Annotated in this window: 17 protein-coding genes; 15 read left to right on the forward strand and 2 right to left on the reverse strand. The window is 44.2% G+C overall.

Annotated elements, in window-relative coordinates; genetic code table 11:
• Both L3V32_RS19205 and L3V32_RS19210 read left to right on the forward strand, forming a co-directional pair.
• Positions 1 to 1,236 (forward strand): hypothetical protein, encoded by a 1,236-nt coding sequence (locus L3V32_RS19205; protein ID WP_102387268.1) that lies wholly within the window; start codon positions 1 to 3, stop codon positions 1,234 to 1,236.
• On the forward strand, positions 1,229 to 5,920 hold the full coding sequence (locus L3V32_RS19210) for an OmpA family protein (protein ID WP_237284936.1): 4,692 nt from the start codon (positions 1,229 to 1,231) through the stop codon (positions 5,918 to 5,920). Before L3V32_RS19205 ends, L3V32_RS19210 begins: the two co-directional genes overlap by 8 nt.
• Before the next feature lie 72 nt (positions 5,921 to 5,992).
• Here the strand turns inward: L3V32_RS19210 and L3V32_RS19215 are convergent, their stop codons facing one another.
• Positions 5,993 to 7,624 (reverse strand): sigma-54-dependent Fis family transcriptional regulator, encoded by a 1,632-nt coding sequence (locus L3V32_RS19215; RefSeq protein WP_237284937.1) that lies wholly within the window; start codon positions 7,622 to 7,624, stop codon positions 5,993 to 5,995.
• Positions 7,611 to 10,289: a type VI secretion system ATPase TssH gene (tssH, locus tag L3V32_RS19220; RefSeq protein ID WP_237284960.1), complete on the reverse strand. Its 2,679-nt coding sequence runs from the start codon at positions 10,287 to 10,289 to the stop codon at positions 7,611 to 7,613. The genes L3V32_RS19215 and tssH overlap by 14 nt, the downstream gene beginning before the upstream one ends.
• A gap of 456 nt (positions 10,290 to 10,745) precedes the next feature.
• Here tssH and L3V32_RS19225 point away from each other — a divergent pair, with 456 nt between their 5' ends.
• From L3V32_RS19225 to tssG, 13 genes are all read left to right on the forward strand, one after another.
• Positions 10,746 to 11,264: an Hcp family type VI secretion system effector gene (locus L3V32_RS19225; protein WP_005373415.1), complete on the forward strand. Its 519-nt coding sequence runs from the start codon at positions 10,746 to 10,748 to the stop codon at positions 11,262 to 11,264.
• Positions 11,265 to 11,336: 72 nt separating this feature from the next.
• On the forward strand, positions 11,337 to 13,415 hold the full coding sequence (gene tssI / locus L3V32_RS19230) for a type VI secretion system tip protein VgrG (protein WP_225460982.1): 2,079 nt from the start codon (positions 11,337 to 11,339) through the stop codon (positions 13,413 to 13,415).
• A gap of 2 nt (positions 13,416 to 13,417) precedes the next feature.
• Positions 13,418 to 13,900: a hypothetical protein gene (locus L3V32_RS19235; protein ID WP_005392644.1), complete on the forward strand. Its 483-nt coding sequence runs from the start codon at positions 13,418 to 13,420 to the stop codon at positions 13,898 to 13,900.
• Between the two features lie 111 nt (positions 13,901 to 14,011).
• Complete coding sequence (locus L3V32_RS19240) at positions 14,012 to 15,331, forward strand: hypothetical protein (protein ID WP_237284938.1); 1,320 nt, start codon at positions 14,012 to 14,014, stop codon at positions 15,329 to 15,331.
• A complete protein-coding gene (locus tag L3V32_RS19245) occupies positions 15,312 to 16,304 on the forward strand; it encodes a DUF2169 domain-containing protein (protein WP_237284939.1) in 993 nt (330 codons plus the stop codon). Before L3V32_RS19240 ends, L3V32_RS19245 begins: the two co-directional genes overlap by 20 nt.
• On the forward strand, positions 16,297 to 17,241 hold the full coding sequence (locus L3V32_RS19250; RefSeq protein ID WP_104973540.1) for a hypothetical protein: 945 nt from the start codon (positions 16,297 to 16,299) through the stop codon (positions 17,239 to 17,241). Before L3V32_RS19245 ends, L3V32_RS19250 begins: the two co-directional genes overlap by 8 nt.
• A gap of 237 nt (positions 17,242 to 17,478) precedes the next feature.
• On the forward strand, positions 17,479 to 19,479 hold the full coding sequence (locus L3V32_RS19255) for a protein kinase (protein ID WP_237284940.1): 2,001 nt from the start codon (positions 17,479 to 17,481) through the stop codon (positions 19,477 to 19,479).
• The gene (gene tssA, locus L3V32_RS19260; protein WP_237284941.1) at positions 19,466 to 21,028 is read left to right on the forward strand and encodes a type VI secretion system protein TssA; all 1,563 of its coding nucleotides are present in this window, start codon (positions 19,466 to 19,468) and stop codon (positions 21,026 to 21,028) included. Before L3V32_RS19255 ends, tssA begins: the two co-directional genes overlap by 14 nt.
• Before the next feature lie 26 nt (positions 21,029 to 21,054).
• Entirely contained in the window at positions 21,055 to 21,561 is a 507-nt protein-coding gene (gene tssB / locus L3V32_RS19265; protein ID WP_005392637.1) for a type VI secretion system contractile sheath small subunit, read from the forward strand.
• Between the two features lie 8 nt (positions 21,562 to 21,569).
• Entirely contained in the window at positions 21,570 to 23,045 is a 1,476-nt protein-coding gene (gene tssC, locus L3V32_RS19270) for a type VI secretion system contractile sheath large subunit (protein ID WP_005392635.1), read from the forward strand.
• A 61-nt stretch (positions 23,046 to 23,106) separates the two neighbouring features.
• Positions 23,107 to 23,517 (forward strand): type VI secretion system baseplate subunit TssE, encoded by a 411-nt coding sequence (gene tssE / locus L3V32_RS19275; protein ID WP_005392634.1) that lies wholly within the window; start codon positions 23,107 to 23,109, stop codon positions 23,515 to 23,517.
• A gap of 10 nt (positions 23,518 to 23,527) precedes the next feature.
• Entirely contained in the window at positions 23,528 to 25,276 is a 1,749-nt protein-coding gene (gene tssF / locus L3V32_RS19280; protein ID WP_237284942.1) for a type VI secretion system baseplate subunit TssF, read from the forward strand.
• Positions 25,273 to 26,271, forward strand: a complete 999-nt coding sequence (gene tssG / locus L3V32_RS19285; RefSeq protein ID WP_006741089.1) for a type VI secretion system baseplate subunit TssG — start codon at positions 25,273 to 25,275, stop codon at positions 26,269 to 26,271. The genes tssF and tssG overlap by 4 nt, the downstream gene beginning before the upstream one ends.
• Positions 26,272 to 26,298 lie beyond the last annotated feature (27 nt).

Here is a 26,298-nt window from a genome sequence, read left to right on the forward strand (position 1 = left end):
ATGAAACGAACAACGTTAAGTATCACGCTTCTTTCGACAGTTATGTTATTAACAGGCTGTGGTGAAGAAAGTAATCAAACTTCGAATACTGCAACAACACAATCCGTAGAAAAAGAACCCGCTCAAAAGGCTTGTTACAACGTTGGTGAAACAACGTCATTCGAACGCAAAGATGTGACAGGACCACGCTGCCAATGGCAAAGTGAGCATAACTTTATTGTTTACTCTGAAGATCTGTCTAAGCCTGAATACCCAGGTACGCTTCCTGTCAAACCAGGTTATGCCGTACGCCGAGCAAAAGAGTGGCCTCGTGAAGACTTATCTGACGCAAGCTCCTATGACAAACCTCGAATTCAGTTTTGGTGGAATAATGTTAAGTTTAACGACCCACTCGTAAATGATTACGAAAACGGCTACAAAATTTGGAGCGTGAAAATTGATGGGACAGATTTACGCTTAGTCACAGATGATATACCAAGTACAGCTTCACCACAGAACTATGTGACGAGTCGTTCACCCAATAATCGTTATGTGGCTTATGCCTATAGCTTTGGTGGGCCTTTGATAAAGGCAATCTTTGACTTAGAAACGCAACAGACCATTCAGCTGGGTAGCGCGAGTACTAAGCCATATTTGGTCTGGGCGGACGATTCTAGCTACATCTATTTCTCAGACGGTTTTAAGCGCTTTAAATACACACTCGCGACGGGAACCAAAGAAGAGGTAGATGTACCGTTGTCTGAAGATACGGTCATTGTAGATGGCAAGTTAATCAATGCTGCGGGCTTGGGGGTTGGGGTTTATGACGCCAAGACACTCAAACGCTTATACACGATTTTACCTGAAAAAGAGTTTGAAGACTCCATCGATATTGAGAAGCGCATCTACCGCCAAATTGCTATCAGCCCCAATGGTAAATATGTATGGGGCATAAACTCGTATCGTAAGGTGCTGATCAATGTTGAGGATCAAACTTGGCTTGCGTTTTCTAAGGAAGGCGATGAAAAGAACGTTTATGCGAAAGTTGTAAATATCAGTAACAACGGTAATGAAACACAGAGAGGAGCAGCAAAAATAACCATAAGACGTTATGGGGCAGATTACCGTTATGAAATGAATGGAAATGGCGCTCAGTCATGGAAGGTGATTCATTCTGGCAGAGTTGCTAAAACCCCAGTGCTTTATAATGCCGATGCTGACGGCGGGCGTTTTCTGGAGGTAGAAAACGATGAGTAATGACCTTAAGTATTTACCAACAGATGTCTATTTGTTTGGTGTCGATTTTCCTAATGTTGGGGATGCACAGAACCCTCGATATAAAGCACTCAATATCGAAAAAGACCTGACCTCGTTAGAAGAGTTGAAAAATATCCGCCCTATGTCACGGCTTCCCATTGCAATAAATTTAGGTGAGGAAAGCGCAGCCCTTTGGGCGACAGACGATTTAGGTCGTTTACATGTACTGGGTGATTCTACTCAGAAAAACCAAAAAACCAATATCAATCAGGTTTTGGTACTGCGTTCGCCAGTACATGAGTTAGCACAGAAGACGTACAAGCTGTCTTTTCCTGAATGGTCAATGCTCACAGAGTTGGCGATTGGTGCGCAGAGTAATGCTCGCCCAATCAAAAAGGCGTGCTCAGATCTTGCCTCTATCTTAAGAAATCTAAAGGGAAATGGGAGCAAGAAAACACTGAACTCGCTAGAAAAAAAAGTGGAATACGCTGTCACAGAAGTAAAGCGCTCACAACTTGCGCCTAAATATGAAGCGGGCACTCAAGCACTAACTGATGAGCAAGTTGCGTATAACAAGTGGTATGACTCTGTTCCTGAAGATAAGCCCATTCGTGGCTTTATTGTACCCACGTTCTCATTTCTCGCAGTAGCATTTTCAACACAAGAGTATGCTGATGCAATTGTTAAAGTTACTCGTTTTGATGAGGAGAGCGGACAGCACCTCAACCTGCAAGACGAAGAAATCATAACGCAAGCACAACTTGACCGAAACAGTGATTCGCATCGTCCAATAGCGTTGTTTCCGTTAGCTTCGGACGTGTTTACTGATGGCATGTACACCATTGAAGTGGCTTTTGACACTGAACTTATTGATGAGATCCCTGAGTTTGCACAGAATGCCACTAATGTAACCAAAGAGTATGATGAATTTGGTGATGCTACTAGAGTCAGCTACGAGCTACGCGAATACATCACGCTTAGCCAAACGACACCGTTTGGTAAGATCGCGGTTGTTGCGGGCGACATGATCTCACTTGAAGAGTCTTTGATATACCAATTTCCTACGCAGTTTAAAGCTCTACAAGCCTTCCGAATGGGGGAGCTTGAAAACCTAGAGAATAGCGGAACGACTGCCAGTATGAGTGCTGCACTGTGGGAGATTGGCACAAAAGTTACACCAAGTTTGGTTAATGCTGGCATTAATATTCATCAAAACCCATCAAGTAAACATGATGTGATTGGGAGTTTAGCAAACACGTTTTGGGGGCAAGTAGACAAGGGCGCATTACCTCCAGCCATGATTTCGGCATTGGAGTTTTCATTTGGGGTATCGGCTACCGCAGCAGCTTACCAAACTCTTCAAGATTTACGCCAAGCGGCATCGGAATCCGAGCGTGCAGCACAAGTGGGCTTAAAAGCGCTTCTCAAAGAGAAAGGGTTTGATAAAAGTAAGTTCTTTATCAAGGTTATTGAACCTGCGAGAAATGGTAATGCCCACGTTGTGGCGGGGAGTGCTGCTAGAACGTGGTTGACAGGTAACGGCAGTGTCAAAAGCTTTTTGTCGCCCTTTGCTGGTGCCGGGCTCAATGCAATTAACACCTTCTATGAGATAAAAGAGATCACTGACAAAAGCGAGCAATTACGCTTAGCAGAAGAGAAAGCAAAACTCAGGAAAAGTTATTTTGAGCAGGTATCACGCGATTATCTGAACTGGGTACCAGTCTGGAAAGAAAGTCTGAAGAGCGGGGAATTACTACTTAAGCAAATCATAGATAAGTTAGGCGACAATGTAACGTTTACTGGCAGCATTCCGAATGACGTTGCTGAAGACAGTGCAATGTTTGTTAAAGACCATAAAGGTGCCGGTTTACGCTTGGTTTTTCCTTTTGATAACAATCAGGTTCAAGCTCCTCACTTGTCATATTTGGCTGCTGTTGATAAAGAGCTATCGAAGATTCCCAATGCCGTTGTTGAAATCGAAGGGCATGCCTGTCAAAACGGTGATTCAGAATATAACCAAAACCTTTCACAACAGCGAGCGCAGCATGTTGCTGAGTTCTTTTCTTCAGTCAGTGATATTCGATTTTTTGGCGAACGTCGACCAATAGTCGAGGTGCCAAACAACGAAATCAAACGCGAAAACGCGCAACTTAATATAAACCGACGCGTTGAAGTTCGAATCTACCTACAAGAGTTTGCGGCGAGAATTCCACCGAGTCGACTCGGCTTTAAGGCTATGGAGCAAGCGCGTTTAGCTCAGTTAAATGCTAACTTGGGAGAAGAAGCAATTGCAAAAGAGCTCAAGCTAGCTATCTTCGAGATGATCGTTGGTATGGCTTGCTATGTTCCGATAATAGGACAGGCAGCAAGAGGCTTTTTCGTTGTCAAAGAAGGCGGGAAAATGCTGATGAGTGGCGCCCAGTTGTTAGACTCTGCGCTTTTCGATTATTACTTGTCTTCCTACAACGAAGTTAGAAAAAGCATATCTGCAATTGAACAACTTAGCCATGAAACCACAGAGATTATTGATTCCTTGGCTGAAATTAATACTCAATTGACCGAGATGTATTTTACGTCATCAGATGCGTTAGTTGAGCACTTAGGAAAAGCTACGGGTGCAAAGGAGCTGATTAAGCGCTATCAACGCCGTGCACTTGCTATTAATGGTTTGGTGCTTTTGATTCAAAGAGCTTGTGCTGAGGGCGAACAAGAGTTCACGGAACAGTGGCGAGTATTAGCCATCGATGAATACATTCAGCGATATATTGAAACCGATGGCTGGATATTAAACACAGAGTTAAAAGAAAACTTGTGTAACTTGTGGATCCAAGAACTCATGCGTCGTGAGGGACACAAGCAATTAGTTGAAAGTTACGGTGAAGAAATAGCGGAACAAATCATTACTCGTAACAAAGCCAACTATATTGCTCCAAAAAGGAAAGATGTTTCTGGGGCGTTTAATGTCGCGTTTCCAGTGCAAGACAAGCTCTATAATCGCGATCAACAACGAGGCTTAGTGGAGTTTGCGACACAGTTTAATGTTGAGTCTAAAAAATTATCAGAAGAGGACCTAGGGTTCGTTCGATTATTAGTCTCTGAGCCTCATGACAATTCTAAATGGGTCACCTTTGATGAGTGGGAGAAGGCACGATTAAAAGCAAATAAAAAGGTGCGATTATCGCCTTTCCACCGTTTGAAGTGGCAAATGGTGTTAGGCAAACAAAGTCTAAAACAGATGACGTCAAATGTGTTTCAGTGTGAGATGTCTTATCAGCGCACTGACGGTTTACTTAATACCAGTGGACCTAAGTTTAATTTGATGTTCAAACCGATGAAACACGAGGAATTTAGTGTAGACCCCAAAGGTGAGTTGGCCGAATTTTTTGAGGCGGAAAAAGTAGACAGCAAAGTCCTTATTGGTTGTGAGTTTGAGCCGTATTTTTACTTTGGTGATGATGTCTTCTCTGGAGTGAAGCCTTTGATCGCCAAGCATGATCTAGTCGATTATAGCGGCTACTTATCTAAAGTTGCTCTCGGTCCGATTTTTGGGCAGGTGATAAAAATTAACTCCCAACAAGATGTACTCAAAGAATATGTAAACAGCGGTGGCTTCAAAAATATGACCTATGAGTTCACTCTATCTGGAAGCAACTATAAGCTACCAGTACGAGTGGACAAGACAGTCGGACGATTTATTACGTCACCTAGACAGATTCCTGTAGGGGTCGATACAAACCATAACTATACACTCTCTGCTAAATCGGGCTTTATAGCGAACGGAAATAGTGTGTCAGAGAAAGATTTGTTAACGTTAGATTTTGTCTTACATAGTAAAGTTCATAAAGGCCCGACAAAGCCTGTTATCGATGACATTAAGCACAGTGCGATTGCGGTCAACTATGGGAATAAACGACAGTTTATGAACGAGGACAGTATGTTCACTACTGCAGATGAGCTCAAAGGCTTTGATTGGACTTCGAATAAGTCATTCGCTATGGAAGTTATGCTTATTGGTGGCAAGCACAGAAAAGAGTCGTATGAGGGACAAAACCTCGAATGGCAGAGTGTTCCAGTTTCACTAAAGCTATCTACCACTTTTGATAATGAAGCCGTATTCGGAGCTGAAACTACCGCTGGTCCTGAGTATCTAAGTAACCTTACTTATATTGGGATACTAAAGAAGGACGGTTCTAAATGGACGCTAGATGACAGTGATGTGGTTAACAAAAATATAGATGCGGATTTTGTCTCTGAGGCTCTATCCAACATAGACATGGATGAAGATTTCGATGGTAAGGTGGTCTACGCGTCTCGTTTCGAGTTCGCATTTAAAGCGCTGAACGGGCAAGAAATCAAGGGGCTTCGACCATTTGGACCCGTTGTTTCGACATCTGGTCGATTCCAAGAAGCAGTTCTAAAGGTGTCTTCTCTAGCACAACGCAATACAGCGGAAAAAACGCCGTTCAAACTTGGAAGCTTTGAGATGTCGTTGGGAAGGCAGTACAAAAATGTAGATGAATTACCTTATTTTTCTGATTGTGAAGACCCAAGCTATAAAGTTGATAAAGATATGTACATCAACTGGGCAAAACTTAAACCAGCAGAGCGTACAGAACGTTTGGTAACTTGGATTAGAGACCCATACTTGGCAACCATCATTGAAGCGTCGATTCTCAACAAATAAAAAACCGCCTTCGGGCGGTTTTTCTTTTCTTATGACTTCATACTGAATTTAGAATTTTCTTTTTAAGCCCCATCAACCAGCTGCAGAAATGTCGTATTTCTTCATCTTATGGTTGAGAGTGCTCATTGGAAGTGCCAATTGTTCAGCGGCCTTCTTGGTGTGCCAATTACACGCATTTAAGCAATCGATGATCACTGTACGCTCGTATTGGCTGACAACGTCCTTAAGACTCTTTGAAGCGTCTTCTAAATCCGCTTGTACCTGACGCTCGTAAGCAGGTTGGTCTGGGGTAGGTGAGGCTGCTTTCATGTCGATATTTGGCACATCTTCTGGGATTTGTTCGCCAAACTCAATGTGAGTAATGGTTTCAAAATCGGACAGTAGCACCGAGCGCTCAATGATGTTCTTAAGCTCACGCACGTTACCTGGGTATAGATAGGCAAGGAGCTGTTTACGTACATTGGCACTTAACCCTGGCGCTTGCGGCAAACCTAGCGTGTTAGTCGTGTGTTGCACGAAATGCTCAGCAAGGGGAATAATGTCCGACTTGCGTGCTCTCAGTGGTGGTAATGTAATAGGGAACACATTCAAACGATAGAACAAATCGGCACGGAATCCGCCATCTTTGATTTGCTGCATAAGATTACAGTGGGTTGCGGCGATAACGCGAACGTCCACTTCAATCTCTTTGCTGGTGCCGATTGGGCGAACTTTACGCTCTTGCAGTACACGCAGTAACTTTGCTTGTAGTAGCATTGGCATATCGCCAATCTCATCCAAGAAAAGCGTACCGCCGTTGGCTGCTTCAAACAAACCGACTTTGTCTTTGTCCGCGCCAGTGAATGAGCCTTTCTTATGGCCAAAGAGTTCCGACTCTAATAACTGCTCTGGGATAGCGGCACAGTTCTGTACTATCAAAGGCTGTTCTGAACGGTTAGAGTTTTCGTGAATGTATTTCGCGATCACTTCTTTACCTGCGCCCGTTTCACCACGCAACAGCACATCGACAGGAAGAGATAGCACCTTATCAAGACGATTCAAGACATTGAGCATTTCTTCGCTCTCTGCAATAGGACCTTGATAGGCTTTCTGGGTACGTTTTTTGAGCTGAGTGTTCTCACGTACTAGGGCTTGATTGTCGGCATTGAGATTTTTTATTACTTGCCCGTATTGCTCTAACCACACAGCTTGGCGAATATTACTCGCGGCCATTCGACAAAACTCCGTCAAGGCTGCCTCGTTGTCGATGACGTTCAAATCGAGTAAGACTAACAGCCCAATGGTTTTGCTTTCGCTATCAATCAAAGGCCAAGCCAGTAAGTTCTCGCTTTTTAATCCCAGTGTCTGCTCAGTTTGATAGATGCTTTCGCAGTCATAGCCGTTGTACTTATACAACTCGTTAATCAACACCACTTCACCATTACGAATGGCAAAGTTAAATGGGTCGTTTTCACTGGCTGAGTCTAACTGCAACGCTTCCCAAGGGTGGGAAACGATTGTTTTATCGTTATGGTGAGCGGTACTTGGAATCAACGCCTGGCCAGTCTGGTCCAAAACATAAATGATGCCGTGCTTTGCGAGGGTCATTTGTCTCGCAGCGGTCAACACAGCATCCAACGTTTGGGTAAGCTGGCTGCGATCAGCCAAAGACTGACTGATCGCAAGTAGGGCGTTACTAAGTTCGCTATGGTTAGCTGAACGCATAGGTTAGTGTTCCTTGCTCATCGACAGACACTTCGATTTGCGTATGTGAATCATCCTTGTCATGCACTAATAGCTGAGTCGATAGTTGCGGCAGCAACTGACGGTTGATGACCGCGTCGATATTACGCGCGCCTGTTTCAGCAAGGCGACAGTTACCTAGTACGAACTCAACCAAGCTTTCTTCGTAGCTCAGGGACAACTTGTGATGGCTCTGTAGACGCTGAGAAACTTTGTTCAGCTTGTGGTGAATAATTTCTGTCATTGCTTCATCAGACAGCGGAACAAACGGAAGCACAGACATACGCGCCAACAGCGCCGGCTTGAAGTGTTGGTTCAAAGTAGGGCGAATAGCTTCTGCGATGATGTTCGCATCGATGTCTTTTGATTGATGAACCAAAGATTCGATCTCATGCGTTGCAAGGTTACTGGTCATGATGATCAGCGTGTTCTTGAAGTCGATGGTGCGACCTTCGCCGTCGTTCAGCGTGCCTTTGTCGAACACTTGGTAGAACAGGTTCAACACTTCAGGGTCGGCTTTTTCCACTTCATCAAGCAGTACAACAGAATATGGACGTTGACGAACCGCTTCTGTCAGCATACCGCCTTCACCGTAACCTACGTAACCCGGAGGTGAACCGATTAGGCGAGATACCGTGTGCTTCTCTTGGAACTCAGACATGTTAATGGTCGTCATAAAGCGCTCACCGCCAAACATTTGATCAGCAATCGCACGAGCTGTCTCGGTTTTACCCACACCACTTGGGCCAACCAGAAGGAATACGCCTGTCGGTGCGTCTGGATTACCTAAGCCAGCTTTCGCGGTTTGAATGCCTTCAGACAGTGCATCGATAGCGTATTCTTGGCCTTTGATGCTTTGTGTTAGGCTTCCTTTCAGTTTTAGCGTGGTTTCTGCTTCGTCTTGAAGCATCTTACCCATTGGAATACCAGTCCAATCCGAGATGACGTGGCTGACTTCATCTGGGCCCACTTCAAAGTGAACCAGTGGGTTGCAATTGCGGATTACATCTAGCTGTTCTTGGCAGGCCGAAATTGCAATGCGAACGGCTTCTTCATCCATTTCTGCATATGGAGAAACGTCTTGCTCTTGTTCTGAATCTTCGTCTGCAGCAAGTTCTTCTTCATTTGCTTCACCAAAGACCAGTTCATGCAAGCGAGAGCGTAGCGCAATCATCTCTTGGATCTGCTCTTTTTCTTTGTGCCATTGCGCTTCTTGTTCTGCTAGCTCTTCTTTTGTTGTTTCCATTGCCAGTTTTAGGTCTGGAATGTTAGCAAGGCTGTGCTTGTCACCAGTTTGCTGCAGGGCATCACGCTCAAGTGCTTCAAGCTCGCGTTGTTGAGCAGCAAGTTCTTGCTGAAGTGTTTCTACAGAAGCTGGGATAGCATTAAGGCTGATGTTCACTCGCGCACATGCCGTATCTAGCACATCGATTGCTTTGTCCGGCAGTTGACGGCCAGAGATGTAACGCGCAGAAAGCGCTGCTGCTGCGGTGATCGCGTCGTCACGTACGTATACATTATGTGACTTCTCGTAAGCTGGGCGCAGACCACGAATGATCAATGCCGCTTGCTCTGGAGACGGCTCGTCGAGTTTTACCAATTGGAAACGACGCGCAAGGGCAGGATCTTTCTCGAAGTACTTCTTGTATTCCGACCATGTTGTCGCAGCAATGGTTTTCACTTCACCACGTGCTAGGGCAGGTTTTAACAAGTTTGCAGCGTCGCTGCCGCCCGCTTGGTTACCACCACCAACAAGGGTGTGTGCTTCATCGATGAAAAGAATGATAGGAGTTGGCGAGTTTTTCACTTCATCTAATACCGCGTTTAGGCGCTTTTCGAATTCACCTTTTACGCTTGCGCCAGCTTGTAGAAGACCCATGTCTAGGCCGTAAAGCTCAACACCTTTGAGGTTGTCTGGTACGTCACCTTGTACAATCTTAAGTGCTAAGCCTTCTACTACTGCGGTTTTACCAACGCCCGGCTCACCAACAGCAATAGGGTTGTTTTTACGGCGACGAGCAAGAATGTCTACGATTTGGCGGATTTCTTGGTCGCGGCAGAAAACAGGATCGATTTCGCCTTTGCGTGCTTTACCAGTGAAGTCTGTGGTGAATTTGCTCAGTGCTGAACCATCTTCACGAGCTTGTGTTTTCTCTGAATTAGCAACTTGCGCCTCAATAGAGTGGCTTGTTAGTTCTGCAAAGTTACGTTTAAGGCTGTCAGGGTTTACCGCTTCAAGGATAGACGCGTAACCATGTTGGCCATAACGCAGAGGGTTGCTAACAAGAGTAAGGAGTAGGGCGCCAGAGCGGATTTGTGTTTCGGATAGATCTAAAGAAGAAACCAGCCAGCTTTCTTGTAACCATTCGATTAATAAAGCAGAAAAAACAGGTTTGCTGCCATTTCCTTTGGCGTTGGTGTCGAGTGTGGATCGAACCGATTGTCTTAATAAGTTCTCAGAACAATCAAAATGACTTAATAAGACGTCAAAATCACTATTTGGCCTTTCTAATAGACTCAGTAAATAATGCTCAATTTGAACTTCGTTTGCTTTTTCAGAGACTGCAAGTGCAGCGGCGTCTTCTAATGCTACTTTTGCAATCGGGTGTAGACGCTGAATTAATGAAGAAAGGTTTATATTTATCATAGCCATTTTATTCTTTAGAGGAAAAGAGGTAGCGGCTATTATACTAAAAGTGATTGCGTTCTTTTTTTATCAAGATATTTTGACTATCGTTTGTTGGTTATTTTTAATGATTATTGTGACATTAATGTTTGTGGTTATTTTAATGGCGTTGTTATTCTAAATTAATTGATAGTAAAAGTGTCGGATTTATTAGTTTTAATGACTTTATTTACACAGTTTTATATGGTTATTTTCACTTTTTAAAGTTAGAACAATTTATTATTATCTTAATCCAACTTTTTGGTTTTTTATCCAATAAATTGTACTCAAGATATTAGTGAATAATGCCTTGATTTATTTAAGTCATTGTTTTTATTGTGCTTTCAAAGTTGGCACGGACTTTGATTATACCAAGTAGTCGCGGTGATAAGCGATTTGGTGATTTAAACAAAACAGATTTTAGAAAAGGAAATAGCGATGCCAACTCCAGCATATATGTCTATCCAAGGTGAGACTCAAGGCCATATTACTAAAGATACTTACTCTGCAGATTCAGTAGGTAACACATGGCAAGAAGCTCACGTTGATGAGTTCCTAGTACAAGAACTTGATCACGTGCTAACAGTTCCACGTGATCCACAAAGTGGTCAGCCAACTGGTCAACGTGTACACCGTCCACTTGTTGTAACTAAAGTTCAAGATCGCTCATCTCCACTACTATTTAACGCACTAGTATCTGGCGAAAAACTTCCTGAGTGTGTGATCCGCTTCTACCGTACTTCAGTTCAAGGTAAACAAGAGCACTACTACTCAATCAAATTGATTGATGCGCTACTTGTCGATATCCAAACTCGTATGAACCACTGTCAAGACGCAGCAACAGCTGACCGCGTGACAGAAGAAGTGCTTAAGTTCACTTACCGTGCTATCGAAGTAACTCACGAAAACTGTGGTACTGCAGGTAACGACGACTGGCGTGCTCCACGCGAAGCTTAATTGCTCGTCGCGTAAAGATTCAGGGCCAACGATTGTTGGCCCTAATTCGATTATTTGTATCAGGTAAAAGATATGGTGAATGACGTAGAATTTAAATTTGAAGTGCCTGGGTGTGGGCATGAATTTCGGGTTGAGAGCTTTCATGTTCATGAAGAGTTATCTAAGCCTTTCCACATCAATCTCTCATTACTTTCACTTGATCCAGATATCTCGTTCGATGAGTTAATACGTAAAGCAGGAACACTAACACTTTATGGACAAGGTGTAGGGGCAGCGCGAGTATTTAACGGCGTTGTAAACGAAGTACGTTATCTGGGTACGGGACGTCGTTTTTCTCGTTATCAATTAGTTTTAGTTCCTCAAGCTTGGTTCTTATCTCAGCGCCAAGATTGTCGTATTTTCCAGCAAAAGTCAGCGCAAGACATCATCACAGAAGTACTCGATGATGGGGCAGTCACCGATTACCGATTTGAAGTGTCGGGTACTTATCCTCCAAAAGAATACGTTCTGCAATATCGTGAGTCTGACTTGCACTTCGTGCAGCGCATGATGGCTGAACACGGTATGTGGTATTACTTTGACCATAGCGATTCAAATCATACGATGGTCATTGTCGACAGTAATGACGCGATTGCACCTTTGATAAGCTCACCACTAAATGCTTCATACATTGGGCCGATTGTTTATCATGCCGATGGTGGCGGTGTTGCCGATCGCGAACATATCTCTGATCTCGAGTTAGTTAACCGCGTTAGAACGGGACAGGTTACGTACACAGATTACAACTACGAACACCCTAAAATTCCACAAGAGATGACACAGGCTGGCGAGCTCGACCAAGATCTCAAGCAGTTTGATTATCCTGGACGATACGTTGACCCGCTGATGGGTCAGGTGAGAACCACGGAATGGATGTCTGAGCACATTGTCGATAATCAACAAGTGGAAGCATCGAGTGACGTAATGCGCTTAGCATCTGGTTACAGCTTTAACGTCAGTGACCATCCGCGCTCTGAGATTAACCGCGATTACCTCATGTTGTCTGTAATGCATACAGGTCAAGATCCGCAAGTGCATGAAGATGAAGCGAGTGGTATGCCAACCACTTACTACAACCAGTTCTCGTGTATTCCACGTGATGTGGTGTTTAAAGCGCCTAAACTAGCGGCACCAGTAGTGGATGGCCCTCAAACGGCGGTCGTTGTAGGACCAGAAGGTGAAGAGATTTACACCGACAAGCTTGGTCGAGTGAAAGTACAGTTCCATTGGGATCGCTACGGTGATAACAACGAACATTCAAGCTGTTGGATTCGTGTAAGCCAATCCATGGCGGCGCCAACATGGGGCGCAGTTTATTTGCCGCGTATTGGCCACGAAGTCGTAGTAACTTTCCTTGAGGGGGATCCAGATCGTCCGTTAGTTACGGGCGCAGTTTACAACGGTTTGCATTTCCCACCTTACTCTTTGCCAGAAAACAAAACTCGTACCACGTTCCGCACGCAAACGCACAAAGGAACAGGTTACAACGAGTTGAGTTTTGAAGACGAAGCGAACCAAGAAGAAGTCTATATTCACGCTCAAAAAGACATGTCGACCAAGGTGCTCAACAACCGTTACCGTGATATCGGTCAAGATGAATTCTTGAAGGTTGCACGTCACCAAACGAATGAAGTTCATGGTGACCATAAAGAAACCATTCATGGGCATAAAACGACACAGGTAAACAGTACGTTTACCGAGACAGTCGAGCAAGACGTTACCGTTACATACAACGCGAACGAAGCCCAGTATGTGAAAAACAATTCTGACTTAGAAATTGGTGATAACCGTACGACTAAGATCGGTAAAAATGATGACTTAGATATTGGCGAAAACAGTAACCTTACTATCGGTGCGTCTAAGAGTTCAGATATTGGTGCGGATGATAACCAGACGGTTGGTGGCAACTTAACGGTATCAGTGAAAGGGAACACCGCTTATAAAGCTGATGGTGCAACGCAAATTATCAGTGGCGACAAGATTGTATTGAAAACGGGTGGCTCCTCTTTAGTGATGAACAGTGATGGTTCAATAAAGTTATCAGGCTCGGCTATTACGATCGAAGGCAGTGATAAAGTCGTCGTGAAAGGTGGCAACGTAGTGGTTAACTAACAATGGAAAAACAACCTCTTACAACAGAAGTAATATCAGAGCAGCAAGCCGAATCAACGGCTTGCTTTTCGCGTTTTGGAATAATAGTGGCTATCAATGAGTCTACGGGCAGTGTACGAGTTGATTTTGATGGTAATCCATTTAAGCAGCCACTCACTGCGAGACTAGGGCGTGGCTTTCGTCGTTCTGAACTGCAAATGGCTATCGATAATCGATTAAGTTGTCGAATTGAGTTTTTGAACGACGACTTAAGCTTGCCTCTTGTCACGGACATTTTCTTCTCCATTCTGGATGACTCTGACGAGTTTGTATTGCGAGCGAAGAAGATGGTTATCGAGACAGAACAAGAGTTGGTAGTCAAAAGTGGTGAGACAGAAACTCGCTATAGCGGGCGCGATGGACGAATTACCACTAAAGCGAAGTACGTCACTTCTCAAGCAGAAAAAGCACAAAAAATTCAAGGCGGAACGATCGCAATTAACTAATTACCTCGCGTTAGCTAATGGTTTTGTGTTAACAAGTCACGCCGAGTGAGCTAATTACTTCGAGTTAACTAATTGCAATCGCGTTATGGCACGCTAATAACGGATAACTAGATGCGACAAAGAATCGGTGTCGAGCACCTAAAGGCACCCATAACCAATCAAGAAGTCGAAGGCGCGTTAGCAAAAGCTGAGCGCGCTGTTAACGACCTTTCCCAATTGCCAGTAACATGGCTGGATTTCTGTAATGAAAAGCTGTCCATTGCTTCTGAAAGTATCGGGTTTTTAATCAGGCAGCGAGTTCAAATTCACAAAAGGGGTTATCCAAGTCGTGAGTTGGAGTATCTCAAACTGATTGAACGTCAAATTGAAGAGCTCAAGCAGGTCTACTTGTCGTTTTATCGATTAGCACCGGGCTTGATTCATCAATTAAGAGGCCAAGAGCCAGAAATCTACAGCTGGCTGATGCTACAGGGCGAGTTGGGCTCAGAGTTGGATAACCTTTTGTGCGGATTGAGTTTACTCGAAGATATTGACGCTAAAACCGCAATGGTCATTGCCGTACAATCTCCGGTTGAATCTATGGATAGCACGCTTTCGGAGCTTATTGAGGGTAATGCGACATCCAGTGCGTTTTACTTTGAATGCTTACGTGTACGTCAAACACTAAGCGTCTCTCTCATCAAGCGCTGGCACAAAGCCAGCATCATTAGCTCTCATGTTGCTTTGCCACTGCTCGCTTTACAAGACGTGAAAGAGGGGATTGATTGGCTCAATGACAATGCAGGCAGCGAACAATATCTATTTGAACGTTTGATTACCAAACGTGACAGAGGCACTTGGTTCCGTCAGTGCTTTGGCATCGAACCAAATGGATTACCATCAGCGCAAGTGCTCACTTATGCCAAGTTACTTGAGTTAAAAGAGTTTGAGGCGTTTGATATCTCTTCTTCATTAGCACCTGTTGATTTTGCGCTGAGTGGCGATTGGAAACTGGTGCCCCCAATCATCGAGCACTTGGAAAGTCTGGAGGAAGCTGAAGGTGAAGTTTGGCTTCAAGCCTTGTATGTCGTCTACGGAAAGCTTCTTCCTCTGATTCCGCAAGATGTTGGTGTCGAATATGAATGGGAAGAGATCGTCGATCTGCTCAATGAGTGGGTGGAAGATGAAAAATATATCCAAAATCTACCAAGCCGCTTGGGTTACGCATTGAGCTTCGAGTCTACGTTAGCTGCGATGCAAGATTCTAACGTTGATGTGCTGTTCCGCGACTGGCTATGGCGCCAAATCTGCATTCAATCCAGAGCCTACGTGCCTTGGGATATGGCAATGCCGATTCATCAACAAGACTGGAACTTTAACAATTTAAAGGCCGCACCTTCTGCGAGCGAACGATTCAACTTAAGGAATAGCAATGCAGTTATGGGATATTGAGGCGCACCCTGAGCTATCACTTAAAGGTCGTTTTCAACGTGACGAAAACGGCGATGAAGTGTGGGTTGTGGTCGCCAAACGCACATGGCAATTCGATGGTGTGGTTTGGCACGAATTAGGTGAAAGTGAAATCTTCGATGCTCCCCAATATTTGGGCGAAGAAGGCTTCTCTGCGATGAAAGTTGACCACGAGTTCGCGTATACCAAAGACAACACAGATGTACTTGTTTACGGCAAAGCGCGCAGCTACGCGAAAAAGCCAGTGACATACCAAGAGTGTCGTGTGCTGATTGATGGTCATATCGATAAGACTCTCGCTATTCACGGGGAACGCGTATGGGTTGAGCATGCTGGCAGTATCACGCTGAGCAATCCAGTCCCATTTATTGAAAAAGACATTGATTACACTTGCGCGGTAGGCGGTGATTTACGTAACCGAATAGGCGGTGGTGTTGCCGATTCCAACAAAGAATTGCTTGAACAGAAAGCACCTTCGGTTTTTTATCCTCGTGAGGATTGGAGTTCCGACGTGAAAAAACTACGCGTTGCGGGGTTCGGGCCAGTGCCTCCGTTCTTTGAGTCGCGCCAGAAGCTGGCTGGCACGTTCGATGACGACTGGATTGAGAACCGCAAGCCAATGTTGCCACTCGATTTTGATAAGCGGTTCTTCCAAAGCGCGCCTATTGATCAACAGTGTAAAGGCTTCCTTCGTGGGGGGGAGCGTTTGATGATGAGTGGTTTTTGTCATGATGACACGCTTTCATTTCGAATTCCTAAAGAAAAATACCGTGCGATCGCGACGTTCAAAGATCAAAGTTATCAAGCTGATATGGCGATGTACACCTTATTCGTTGATGCGGAAAAGAATACCATATCAATCAGTTACACCGCTGCGTTTCCTTGTCAGGGCAAGGAGCATTTGTTGGTGTCGACATCGATAACTAAGTTGGAAGAGGTAAGCGAGCATGCATAATTCAACAGGCCGTTACGTGCTAGGGATGGAAGTGATGACGCCAACCGGTATGAATTTAGATATTGCTAGTGCAGTTTCGTATGCTGACTTAGGAAGATTCGACCAATGTGTAGGGGATGATGGTATCGAGCGTTTTACGTACGCCAAAATCGAATACACCAAAGAAAGTGAGCAGTTTGAGAAAACGTGTGAGTTAATCACCCACTTGCTTGATTCATTGTTAGCACAGTTACCACGTTCATTGAGACCAATACCTTTGCTTATAGCGGTGCCTGCGTCTGTTTCACTAGTAAAGGTGCAAGAATGGCTTGGTGAAAGTCACTACGCTGACTTTCTCTCTGTGGTGAATGCAGTTCATGCCAGTGGGCCTAGTTTCGTTCTCCAGGCCATGAAATCATTGGATAAATATGATGCCATGATGTGTATCAGTGTCGATTCCTTGGTGAATTCGATGCAAACACTCATCGACGATGCGATGGTAATGAGTACGAATAATCCATGGGGCGTTATTCCGAGCGAGGGTGGGGCAGGTTTAATTCTTTGTCGCAGAAATACCATAGAGACATTGAAACTTAAGCCTCAAGCGCAGCTTGGCTACATTGATACGGAATTAAACACTTCAGACCGAAGAGGCATGTTTCGACTTGTTCAACGTGCGAGTAAAAAGCTCGATTCATTTGGTGAAGTTTATTCCGATATGACGAACCTTCGCATGCACTCGGAAGATTACGGCTTTGCTCTGGGGGCTAAAGCAGAACGATTCACGAACCCAGAACAACCGCAGCTTATCAATGAGTTGTGGGGCACGATGGGCAGTTGCTCTTCTCTAGCCTTAATCGCCTTTGCGGTCAGAGATCACCATTTTAGGCAACCAACCACGTTGTTAATGTTTGACTTTCATGGTGACAAGGGGATTCTCCAGTTGCTGCAATGTTAGTAGGCACTCATCGATCAAATGGCAATGAAAATACATTCATATTATTAGGTTTACGTTTGTATCATGAAAAAGCGTATAACTGATGCAGTGAAAGCGTAAGTAAAAAACTCTAATAAGTTAGTAATAATAACTAAAATAATAGGCTTACTGTTTGTTTTAAATACTAGCCTTGATACAAGTATGTTCAAGAAAATATTATTCAACTCTAATAATATTTATTCTATGAAAGAGTACTAAGTGTCTAATAATCAGAGTACAGCCAAAGGATATATCGATCAGTTGGTTGTGAAAGCTATTGAGAAAAAGAAACTGAATGAGCAAAGGCTAGCAGAAAAAAATAAGCCAAAGCTTGAGTACGTGCTTTTTTCACAATTTGATGTATTAGACAAGCTTCCCTCTAAAAATGGTAAAACAACCGTTTATCATCTCGCAAAAAAAGGGCAGCCAGAAAAGCAGATCTGTTGCAAAGTTATCAATGATGACTCGCCAGAATTTGCGAGTAAAATGTTGGTTAACGAAGCGAGTCGATTAGAGCTTTCCCAACATCCTAGCGTGGCTAACTTCATAAAAATCGGCAACGAATTCGAACGCCCATATTTGATGTACGAGTGGATCCAAGGTGAATCACTGGCAGAAAAGATGGAGCGTCACTCTTCTAAAGGTTTCCGCCACGACCATATCGCTTGGTTGGTATATCAACTCGCTGGTGCCTTAGAGTTTATGCACACAAGAGGCATCTGCCATCTTGATATTAAGCCATCCAACGTGCTAGTGAGTGAAGGCGATTACGTTAAACTCATCGATTTCGGTGCTGCTCGTTATATTGGAGAAACGGAACCTTACGCAGAAGCAAGCTTGAACTACGCTTCACCTCTTTATATCGAAACTGGCATCGCGGAACCGCAAGATGATGTTTACTCCCTTGCTTTGCTCGCCGGACATTTATTTTTGGGTTCAATATTTGGTGATACTTGGAATAAACAATTAAAAGACCGAAAGCGTCCTGCATTGATCCCGGCTCATATTTGGAAGTTGTTGAAACAAGTCATCAATAAACCAAGAGGGCATGGCTATACCGCTATTTCTTTCGCCCAGCAGTTAGCACGAATCGATACTCAATCGATTAACTCAAATTCTAACGCACCAATTTTCAGTAGCTTGCGTAATGCGGATCTTCTGCTTACACACTGTAAGTCGAATGATAAAACAGCGTACGGACGCTTCAAACTATTGGAGGCGAGTTTAGTGTTGAGTGTGGTGGCAATGACAGGAAGTTATTTGTATCAGCAAAATTCGGATGCATTGGATGCTATTTTTGCCAAAGAAACGACACCTTTAAGTCACACAATCACGCCCACAGATACTGCTTCTTTTTTGGCTGAGCCGCCATGGAAAATCAAAGAAGTATTAGCAAAAACTGAGCAGAGCGTTGATACGACTGAAGCCTACCGAGAAGCGTATAGAGTTCAGCAATTAAGCCTTTCGGGTTTATATAATGAAAAACAGACTCAGTTGAAGTCTTATCAAGCTTTAGCTGATGGACTACCACAGACATTAGTGGATTTACGCAAGGAGCTTGTCACGTTACGAGAGGAACTCGTTCGTGATGGTGCATTGTTTCCCTATGCGGACGAAACACTGACTAAAGTGATGTCGGGTTTGAATGTCGCCTCTGTTGATTCCATGAAAGTATCTGCCATTGCTGGCAGTCGTGATAAGCAGATTGCTCACTTAATTTTAGATGGTGAAGCTAAGCTCGCAGAAGATGAAATGAAAGAAGCATGGTTATTAAACCAGTCACAGGCATATTTCTATAGCCAAATCTTACCAAAGAGAGTGATGGAAAATATTAATGACTCCATTGATAGACATGCAGAAGCTCACTTTTATACCAAAGCGATTGAAGAAGCTGAATTAGCCAAAGACTACTTTGGTAATACGCCAGAACTAGAAAAAAAAATAACAGACTTAATCATCGCAAGAAGCGAATTTATTTTGTTTAGTACGGTGATGGAGCAATCCATTTTCGACAAACAAAAATTGCATGAGTCCCTTGCTGATTTAGAACGAAATGCGCCAAGAAAATTTACAGAGATCACAAAAATTCTAGATAGCATGGCGTCGGATGCGATTAATCAGAGTCATCAGTTTTCTAAGCCTGCAAATGGTGCCATCGCCGTAGCTCGTGCATTGAGAGACTACTTGACTGAAGGAGATGCGAATTTTGTCCAACATTGATACTGATCACCTTCTTAAACCGATTTCTGATGAATCTCCTGCGGGTAACGATGCTCGTTACGAGTTTTGCTATGAAATGATGGAAGCCGAGGTAAAAAAGTTCGGCTCTCTATTTGGCGAAACGGTCGACTGGAATGTAGTAAAAACCAATGCAATGGAAGTGCTCGAGCATCATAGTAAAGATTTAAAAGCACTTTGCTATTTAGTACGAGCGCTTGCCGAGGAATCTGGGCTCAAAGGTTTTGATCAAGGTCTGAAACTGCTTAATGAGGCGTTAGCTTGCTTCGGTAGTGATCTTTACCCGTCACGGAAACGCGGTAGAGACGGTGCGGTGGAGTGGTTGAACCATCAATTTAAATTGATGAGCACTAAGCTTGCGGACAGTGCGCAAGCTTGGGAATTAGTTTCAGGCTGTATTTCGGCGATTGAAGAAGTGCAGCGTCAGTACGACGATGTTTACCAAGATTCCGAAGCGGACTTCTTTGAGATTCGTACGCAGCTTAATGTGTTATCTCAACAAGCAGCTGCCGATGACCAGAGCGATGACTCAGTCGCTAACATCGAACAAGCGGCACCTGCACCAGCTGCGGTAGAAACGCCAGCACAGAACGATGTTCAAACCGTTCCAGCGAAGACGGTTCCGCTGGCCCTTAAACCTGCGCCAGTTAAGAAAGCCGTAGCGAAAGAAGTCGATGTCGATACAGATTTCTCATCGCCTACGGCTTCAAAACGCACGTTAAAAAAAGTCGCGGAAGTCATGCTTCATGCGAATCCAAGTGATCCGCTGGCTTACCGAATTTATCGTCATCTGACTTGGGATGACATTGATGGTCTACCTGACCACCAAAACGATCAAACGCCATTGAGCTTGGCGGTATCGTCCGATCAACAAGCGGAATACCGCGACAAAGCCAATCAGGAAAGTGACATCGACACGATTAAACGTTTGGAGCGCACGCTAACTGACGCGCCATTTTGGCTCACAGGCCACCATTTCGTGTATTTGATGCTTACTAACTTAGGTTTTGATGACGCAGCACTTGCCGTGAAACAAGAAGTAAAGCGGTTTGTTGAGTCACTGGAGGGCATCGAACGCCTCTCTTTTAAGAATTCTATACCATTTGCAGATGAAGCAACATTGAGTTGGTTGTCTACTCAAGATGCTACTTCATCGGCAGCACAAACTGTCGTACAGACGGTTGTGATCGCTGAAGAAGATTCATTGCTGGTGGAGGATATCACTCTAGAAAATCTAGGGGAATATGCCGCAGAACTCGCCCGCAAACTTGAGCTGGATGGCTCAGGGCGTGGACAGTTCATGCTGTATTTACAATTGATAGCAGCTTACCAGTCTGTTGGATTATACCCGTTGTGTTTGCCGTATCTTGAGAAGGGGTGGGAAGTACAAAATGCGTTTAATCTCGCGAGCTGGGAACCCCACTTATCGTCGCAGTTAGAAGACCTGATTCGAAAAACACTCCATCAGTTATTCAGAAGTAAGGATCTTTTACCTGAGAAGTATGAAGAGTGGAAAGCAATTTATGACTAATTAAAGAGTTAGATAAGGAACGAATTATGTCACGTGACGGCTCGGTGGCTCCTAAAGAGCGAATTAATATCCGTTATGTTCCAGCAACTGGCGATACGCAAGAAGACGTAGAACTGCCGCTAAGCATGATGGTGGTTGGCGACTTTACTGCACGTGCAGATGAGACGCCAATTGAAGAACGCACTCCAATCAATATCGATAAAGACAACTTTAACGAAGTGCTAGAAGGCATGTCTCCAAACGTTAAAGTGAACGTTGAAAACCGTCTTTCTGATGAAGAAGGCGGCCAAATCGGTGTTGATCTAACGTTCCAAAACATGAAGGACTTCTCTCCAGAAGCGATCGCGAAAAGCGTGCCTGAACTAAACAGCCTGCTTGAACTTCGCGAAGCCTTGGTGGCGCTGAAAGGCCCTCTAGGTAATGTTCCTGCGTTCCGCAAGAAGATCGCATCAGTACTTCAAGATGAAGACGCGAGAAAGAAACTGTTGGATGAACTAAGCATTGGTAACGACCAAGACGCGAAAGAAGAGTAAGGGATATCATGTCTGCAGAAGCACAAGCGCCAGAACAAGAAGCAGCCTTAGTTGAATCAGGCTCACTTCTGGATAGCATTCTTAACGAAACTCGTTTAAAGCCAAGTGATGAAGGTTTTGATGTTGCAAAACGCGGCGTAGAAGCATTCATCAGTGAGCTACTAAGCAGCTCGAACACAGAGAAAGTGGATCAGTCTTTAGTTGATCTGATGATCTCAGAAATTGACCAAAAACTGTCTAAGCAAGTTGATGCAATTCTTCACAACGAAGAAGTTCAAGCGATTGAATCAACGTGGCGTGGCCTTAAGTACCTGGTTGACCACACTGACTTCCGTGAGAACATTCAAATTGAATTGATCTCTGCAAAGAAAGATGAAGTTCTTGATGACTTCGAAGACGCACCAGAAGTGGTGAAGTCTGGTTTGTACAAACAAATCTATACGCGTGAATATGGCCAATTTGGTGGTAAACCTGTTGGCGCAGTCATTTGTGACTACGATATGTCGGCTTCGTCTCCAGACATCAAACTGATGGAGTACATGGCAAACGTGGGTGCAATGTCTCATGCACCATTTATTACATCGGCGTCTGCGAAGTTCTTTGGTCTAGATAGCTATGAAGAGCTACCGAATCTAAAAGATCTTAAGTCAGTATTTGAAGGCCCACAATACACTAAATGGCGTAGTCTACGTGAACACGAAGATGCACGTTACCTAGGTCTATGTACGTCTCGCTTTATGCTACGTACACCTTACTCTGTAGAAGATAACCCAATTAAGGCGTTTGACTACGATGAGCAAGTAACAGACAGCCATGACAACTACCTATGGGGTAACTCTGCGTACGCGATGGCATCAAAAATTAGTGAATCTTTCGCTAAGTACCGTTGGTGTCCAAACATCATTGGTCCTCAAAGCGGTGGTACTGTGCATGACTTACCGGTTTACAACTTTGAAGCCATGGGTCAAATCGAAACTAAGATCCCAACTGAGATTCTTGTTTCTGACCGTCGTGAGTACGAGCTAGCAGAAGAAGGCTTCATTGCGCTAACTATGCGTAAAGGTTCTGACAATGCGGCGTTCTTCTCTGCAAACTCAGTTCAAAAACCGAAAGTGTTTGCGAACACGCCAGAAGGCAAACAAGCAGAGATGAACTACAAGCTAGGTACTCAGCTTCCTTACATGTTCATCATCAACCGTCTAGCACACTACATCAAAGTGCTACAGCGTGAGCAAATTGGTTCGTGGAAAGAGCGTTCAGACCTAGAAATCGAACTGAACAAGTGGATTCGTCAATACGTTTCTGACCAGGAAAACCCGCCAGCGGAAGTTCGTGGTCGCCGTCCGCTTCGTGCTGCTAAGGTTGAAGTATCAGACGTAGAAGGCGACCCAGGTTGGTACAAAGTATCAATGTCTGTACGTCCTCACTTCAAGTACATGGGTGCAAGCTTCGACTTGTCTCTAGTTGGTAAGTTAGACCAATAACCCATTGCTGAAACCATAAAGCAGCCAGTACAGACTGGCTGCTTTTTTCGTAGGAGTGAAGATGGAAAAAGGTTATCGCCTTTTAGAGCGGATTGAGCTTGGTGAACCCAAAAACTGTTACGAGAAAGTCGTTTCTCACAAGCATTTGATTGAATCTATTCATTCTCATCTCGCAGACTTGCTGAATACCCATTCTGGGAATGCAATGATCGACAATGAGTATGGTTTACCCGATTTTAATGACGTACTTTCTAACAATACGAACCTAGTTCGCCACATTCAAAAAAACATCACGTCAACCATAGAGCGCTTTGAACCGCGACTGTTGAATGTCGAGGTTAATTACCGTGAAGATCACCATAACCCGCTACAACTCGGCTTTGGTATTCGCGGCGAAGTTTCCCATAACGGCGGTAAAGTCCCAATGTCGATAGACGTCTACATGGGAACCGACGGCCAATTTAACGTTTAGTAGGTGCCATTTGAGTAACAGTAAATACTTTCAAGATGAACTCACGTATTTGCGTGAGTCGGGTAGTGAGTTTGCCAAATATCATCCAAAGTTAACTCACTTTCTCTCTGAGGGAACCTTTGACCCAGATGTCGAACGACTGCTCGAAGGTTTTGCCTTTCTGACAGGTCGAATCCGCGAGAAGATTGATGATGAACTGCCTGAGCTGACGCAATCTCTGATGACTTTGCTGTGGCCACATTACATGCGTTCGATTCCGTCTTTGTGCATTAGCGAACTAAAACCGCATACCGGAAGTGTTACTGAGAAAACCGTGGTGAAACGTGGCGCAGAAATGGCGAGTGAACAGGTAGAGGGCACGCAATGTTTGTTCCGTACTTGTTACGACGTCAATCTATACCCAATTACGATCACTAACATCGAACAGACCAACAGCCGCACCAGTTCGATGATTGATGTGACTTTATCGACGGAGCATGGTCTTGAACTGTCTCGGATCGGTTTAGACACGCTGCGATTACACCTGCATGGCGAGATTCATATTACTCGAACTGTCTTCTTATGGCTGTTCCGTTACCTAGATTATGTCGAATTAGATGTTGGTGGTGGTTACAAACATCGCTTAGGGCCAGAATACGTTAAGCCAGTTGGGCATGAAGAGAACGAAGCGCTCCTGCCTTACAGCAAAAATTCATTTGCAGGCTACCGTTTGCTGCAAGAATTCTTCTCTTTGCCAGATAAGTTCATGTTCTTCGACATTAAAGGCTTAGAGTGGCTAAAAGGCATTCCACAACGTAGCACGGTCAAAATCAAATTCCACTTTAAGCGTGCATTACCGTCAGAAGTGGTGCTTAAAGATAAGCACTTGAAATTGCACTGTACGCCTGCCGTTAATTTATTTGAAAAAGATGGCGATCCAATTCGTTTAGAGCACCGACGTAACGAGTACAAGGTACGTCCGCAAAGCAGCACTCAGGAGCATTACGAAGTCTATTCCATTGAGCAAGTGGAAAGCTGGAGTAAAGACGAGCGTCGTCGAAAGTCTCTGATTGAATTTGAATCATTTGAGCATCAAATTAACCAACGAGATAAGCGCGAGTTTTACAAATCTAAAGTCGCTGAGCGTGTAAGCGGTAGAGGCCTTGAACGCTACATATCATTTCATACTCATAATGGGGACATTGCGGAACTGGGAACAGAAACGGTACTCATGAAACTGCAATGTAGTAACGCAGATTTGGCGGAACGTTTGTCAGTGGGGGACATCACTTACGCGACTCATAAATCACCGACCTATGCGACGTTTAGGAATATTACCAAGCCCACTCAATCGGTCAGTCCGCAAGTGAATGGTGAGCTTCAGTGGCAGTTAATTGCGAATATGTCACTCAACTACTTATCGCTGGCAAATATTGATGTACTTAAAGTGCTTCTCTCTACCTATGATTTCCACTCTCGTGTTGACAGACAAGCGCACCGCGCATCCATTCATCGACTTGATGGGGTTATCTCTTCGGAAATGAAACCAATAGACCGTGTGTTTCGTGGCGTTTCGGTACGCGGCAATCAGTTTAAGTTGGTCACCAATTCCAAATTTTTTGTCAATGAAGGCGACATGTTCTTGATGGCGACGGTGCTTAACGAATTCATCCGTTTGTACTCGAGTGTGAACTCCTTTACCGAACTGGAAGTGTTTGATGAAGCGACAGGCGAGGTTTATAACTGGGCAAGTCTTATCGGACAGCAGACGATACTATGATTAATACACTTTCTGATAAGTCGAATGAGTTTAGTTTCTATCAAGCAGTCTTGCTGCTAGAGAAGCATTATCAACTAGAGCCGAACTCTAACTTTGTCGCCGTCGGTGAGAACAAGTACTTCCACCAAGAACGTATTGAGTTCAGCGTTTCGCCAAACTTATCTTTTCCAAAGAGCGATATGGACTTTATTGCTCATATGGAGAGAAATGGCCAGCAGTATTCTAGAGTCGAAACTAACTTTCTTGGCTTGCATGGTTCAAGCTCACCACTTCCTGCTTCTTATACTGAGAAACTGGCAGGGCGAGATCCTGAAGACAATCCGGTAAAAGATTTCTTTGATTTTTTCCATAATAGGTACACCAGTTTGTTGTACCGGGTTTGGAAGAAATACCGATATCACGTGCAGTACCAAAGCGGGGCAAGTGATGCCTTCTCTGGACGTATTCTGCACTTGGCGGGCCTATCTAGCGTAATGCAAGATAGTAAGGTCGCAGAGTTAGATCGAGCGAAAATACTGTCTTATGTAAACCAACTTTCTACGCGTACGCGTTCGCCGAAGCTGATTTCCGGTATTGTTTCGCATTACTTCTCGTTGCCTAGTGTGCGCATTGAAGAGTGGGTATATCGCCGCGTAGAAATCGCAGAAAGCCAACGGAATAAACTCAACCGTGCTAATTGCATATTAGGGCAAAATTTGCACTTAGGACAAAGCATTGCGGACTTAAACGGCAAATTTAATCTCTGCATCGACAGCATCGATTTTGAAACATTTAAGCAGTTTTCCTACGATGGTGAGTTACACAAAACACTGGTTGGCCTGATGCGTTTCATTTTGCGTGACCCGATGTCGTGGGACTTAAAGCTGACAGTTAACTTAGATAGTATTCCAGAGAATAAGCTAGGTAATGGGGAAGGGAACCACTTAGGACAAACATTCTGGTTAGGTAACCCAAGTGATAAAGATGCCAAAATCCGAGTTATCGGAAGCATATAAGAAAGCCGCTCTACGAGCGGCTTTTTA

The sequence above is a fragment of the Vibrio sp. J2-4 genome (assembly GCF_021728155.1).
Lineage (GTDB): Bacteria > Pseudomonadota > Gammaproteobacteria > Enterobacterales > Vibrionaceae > Vibrio > Vibrio diabolicus.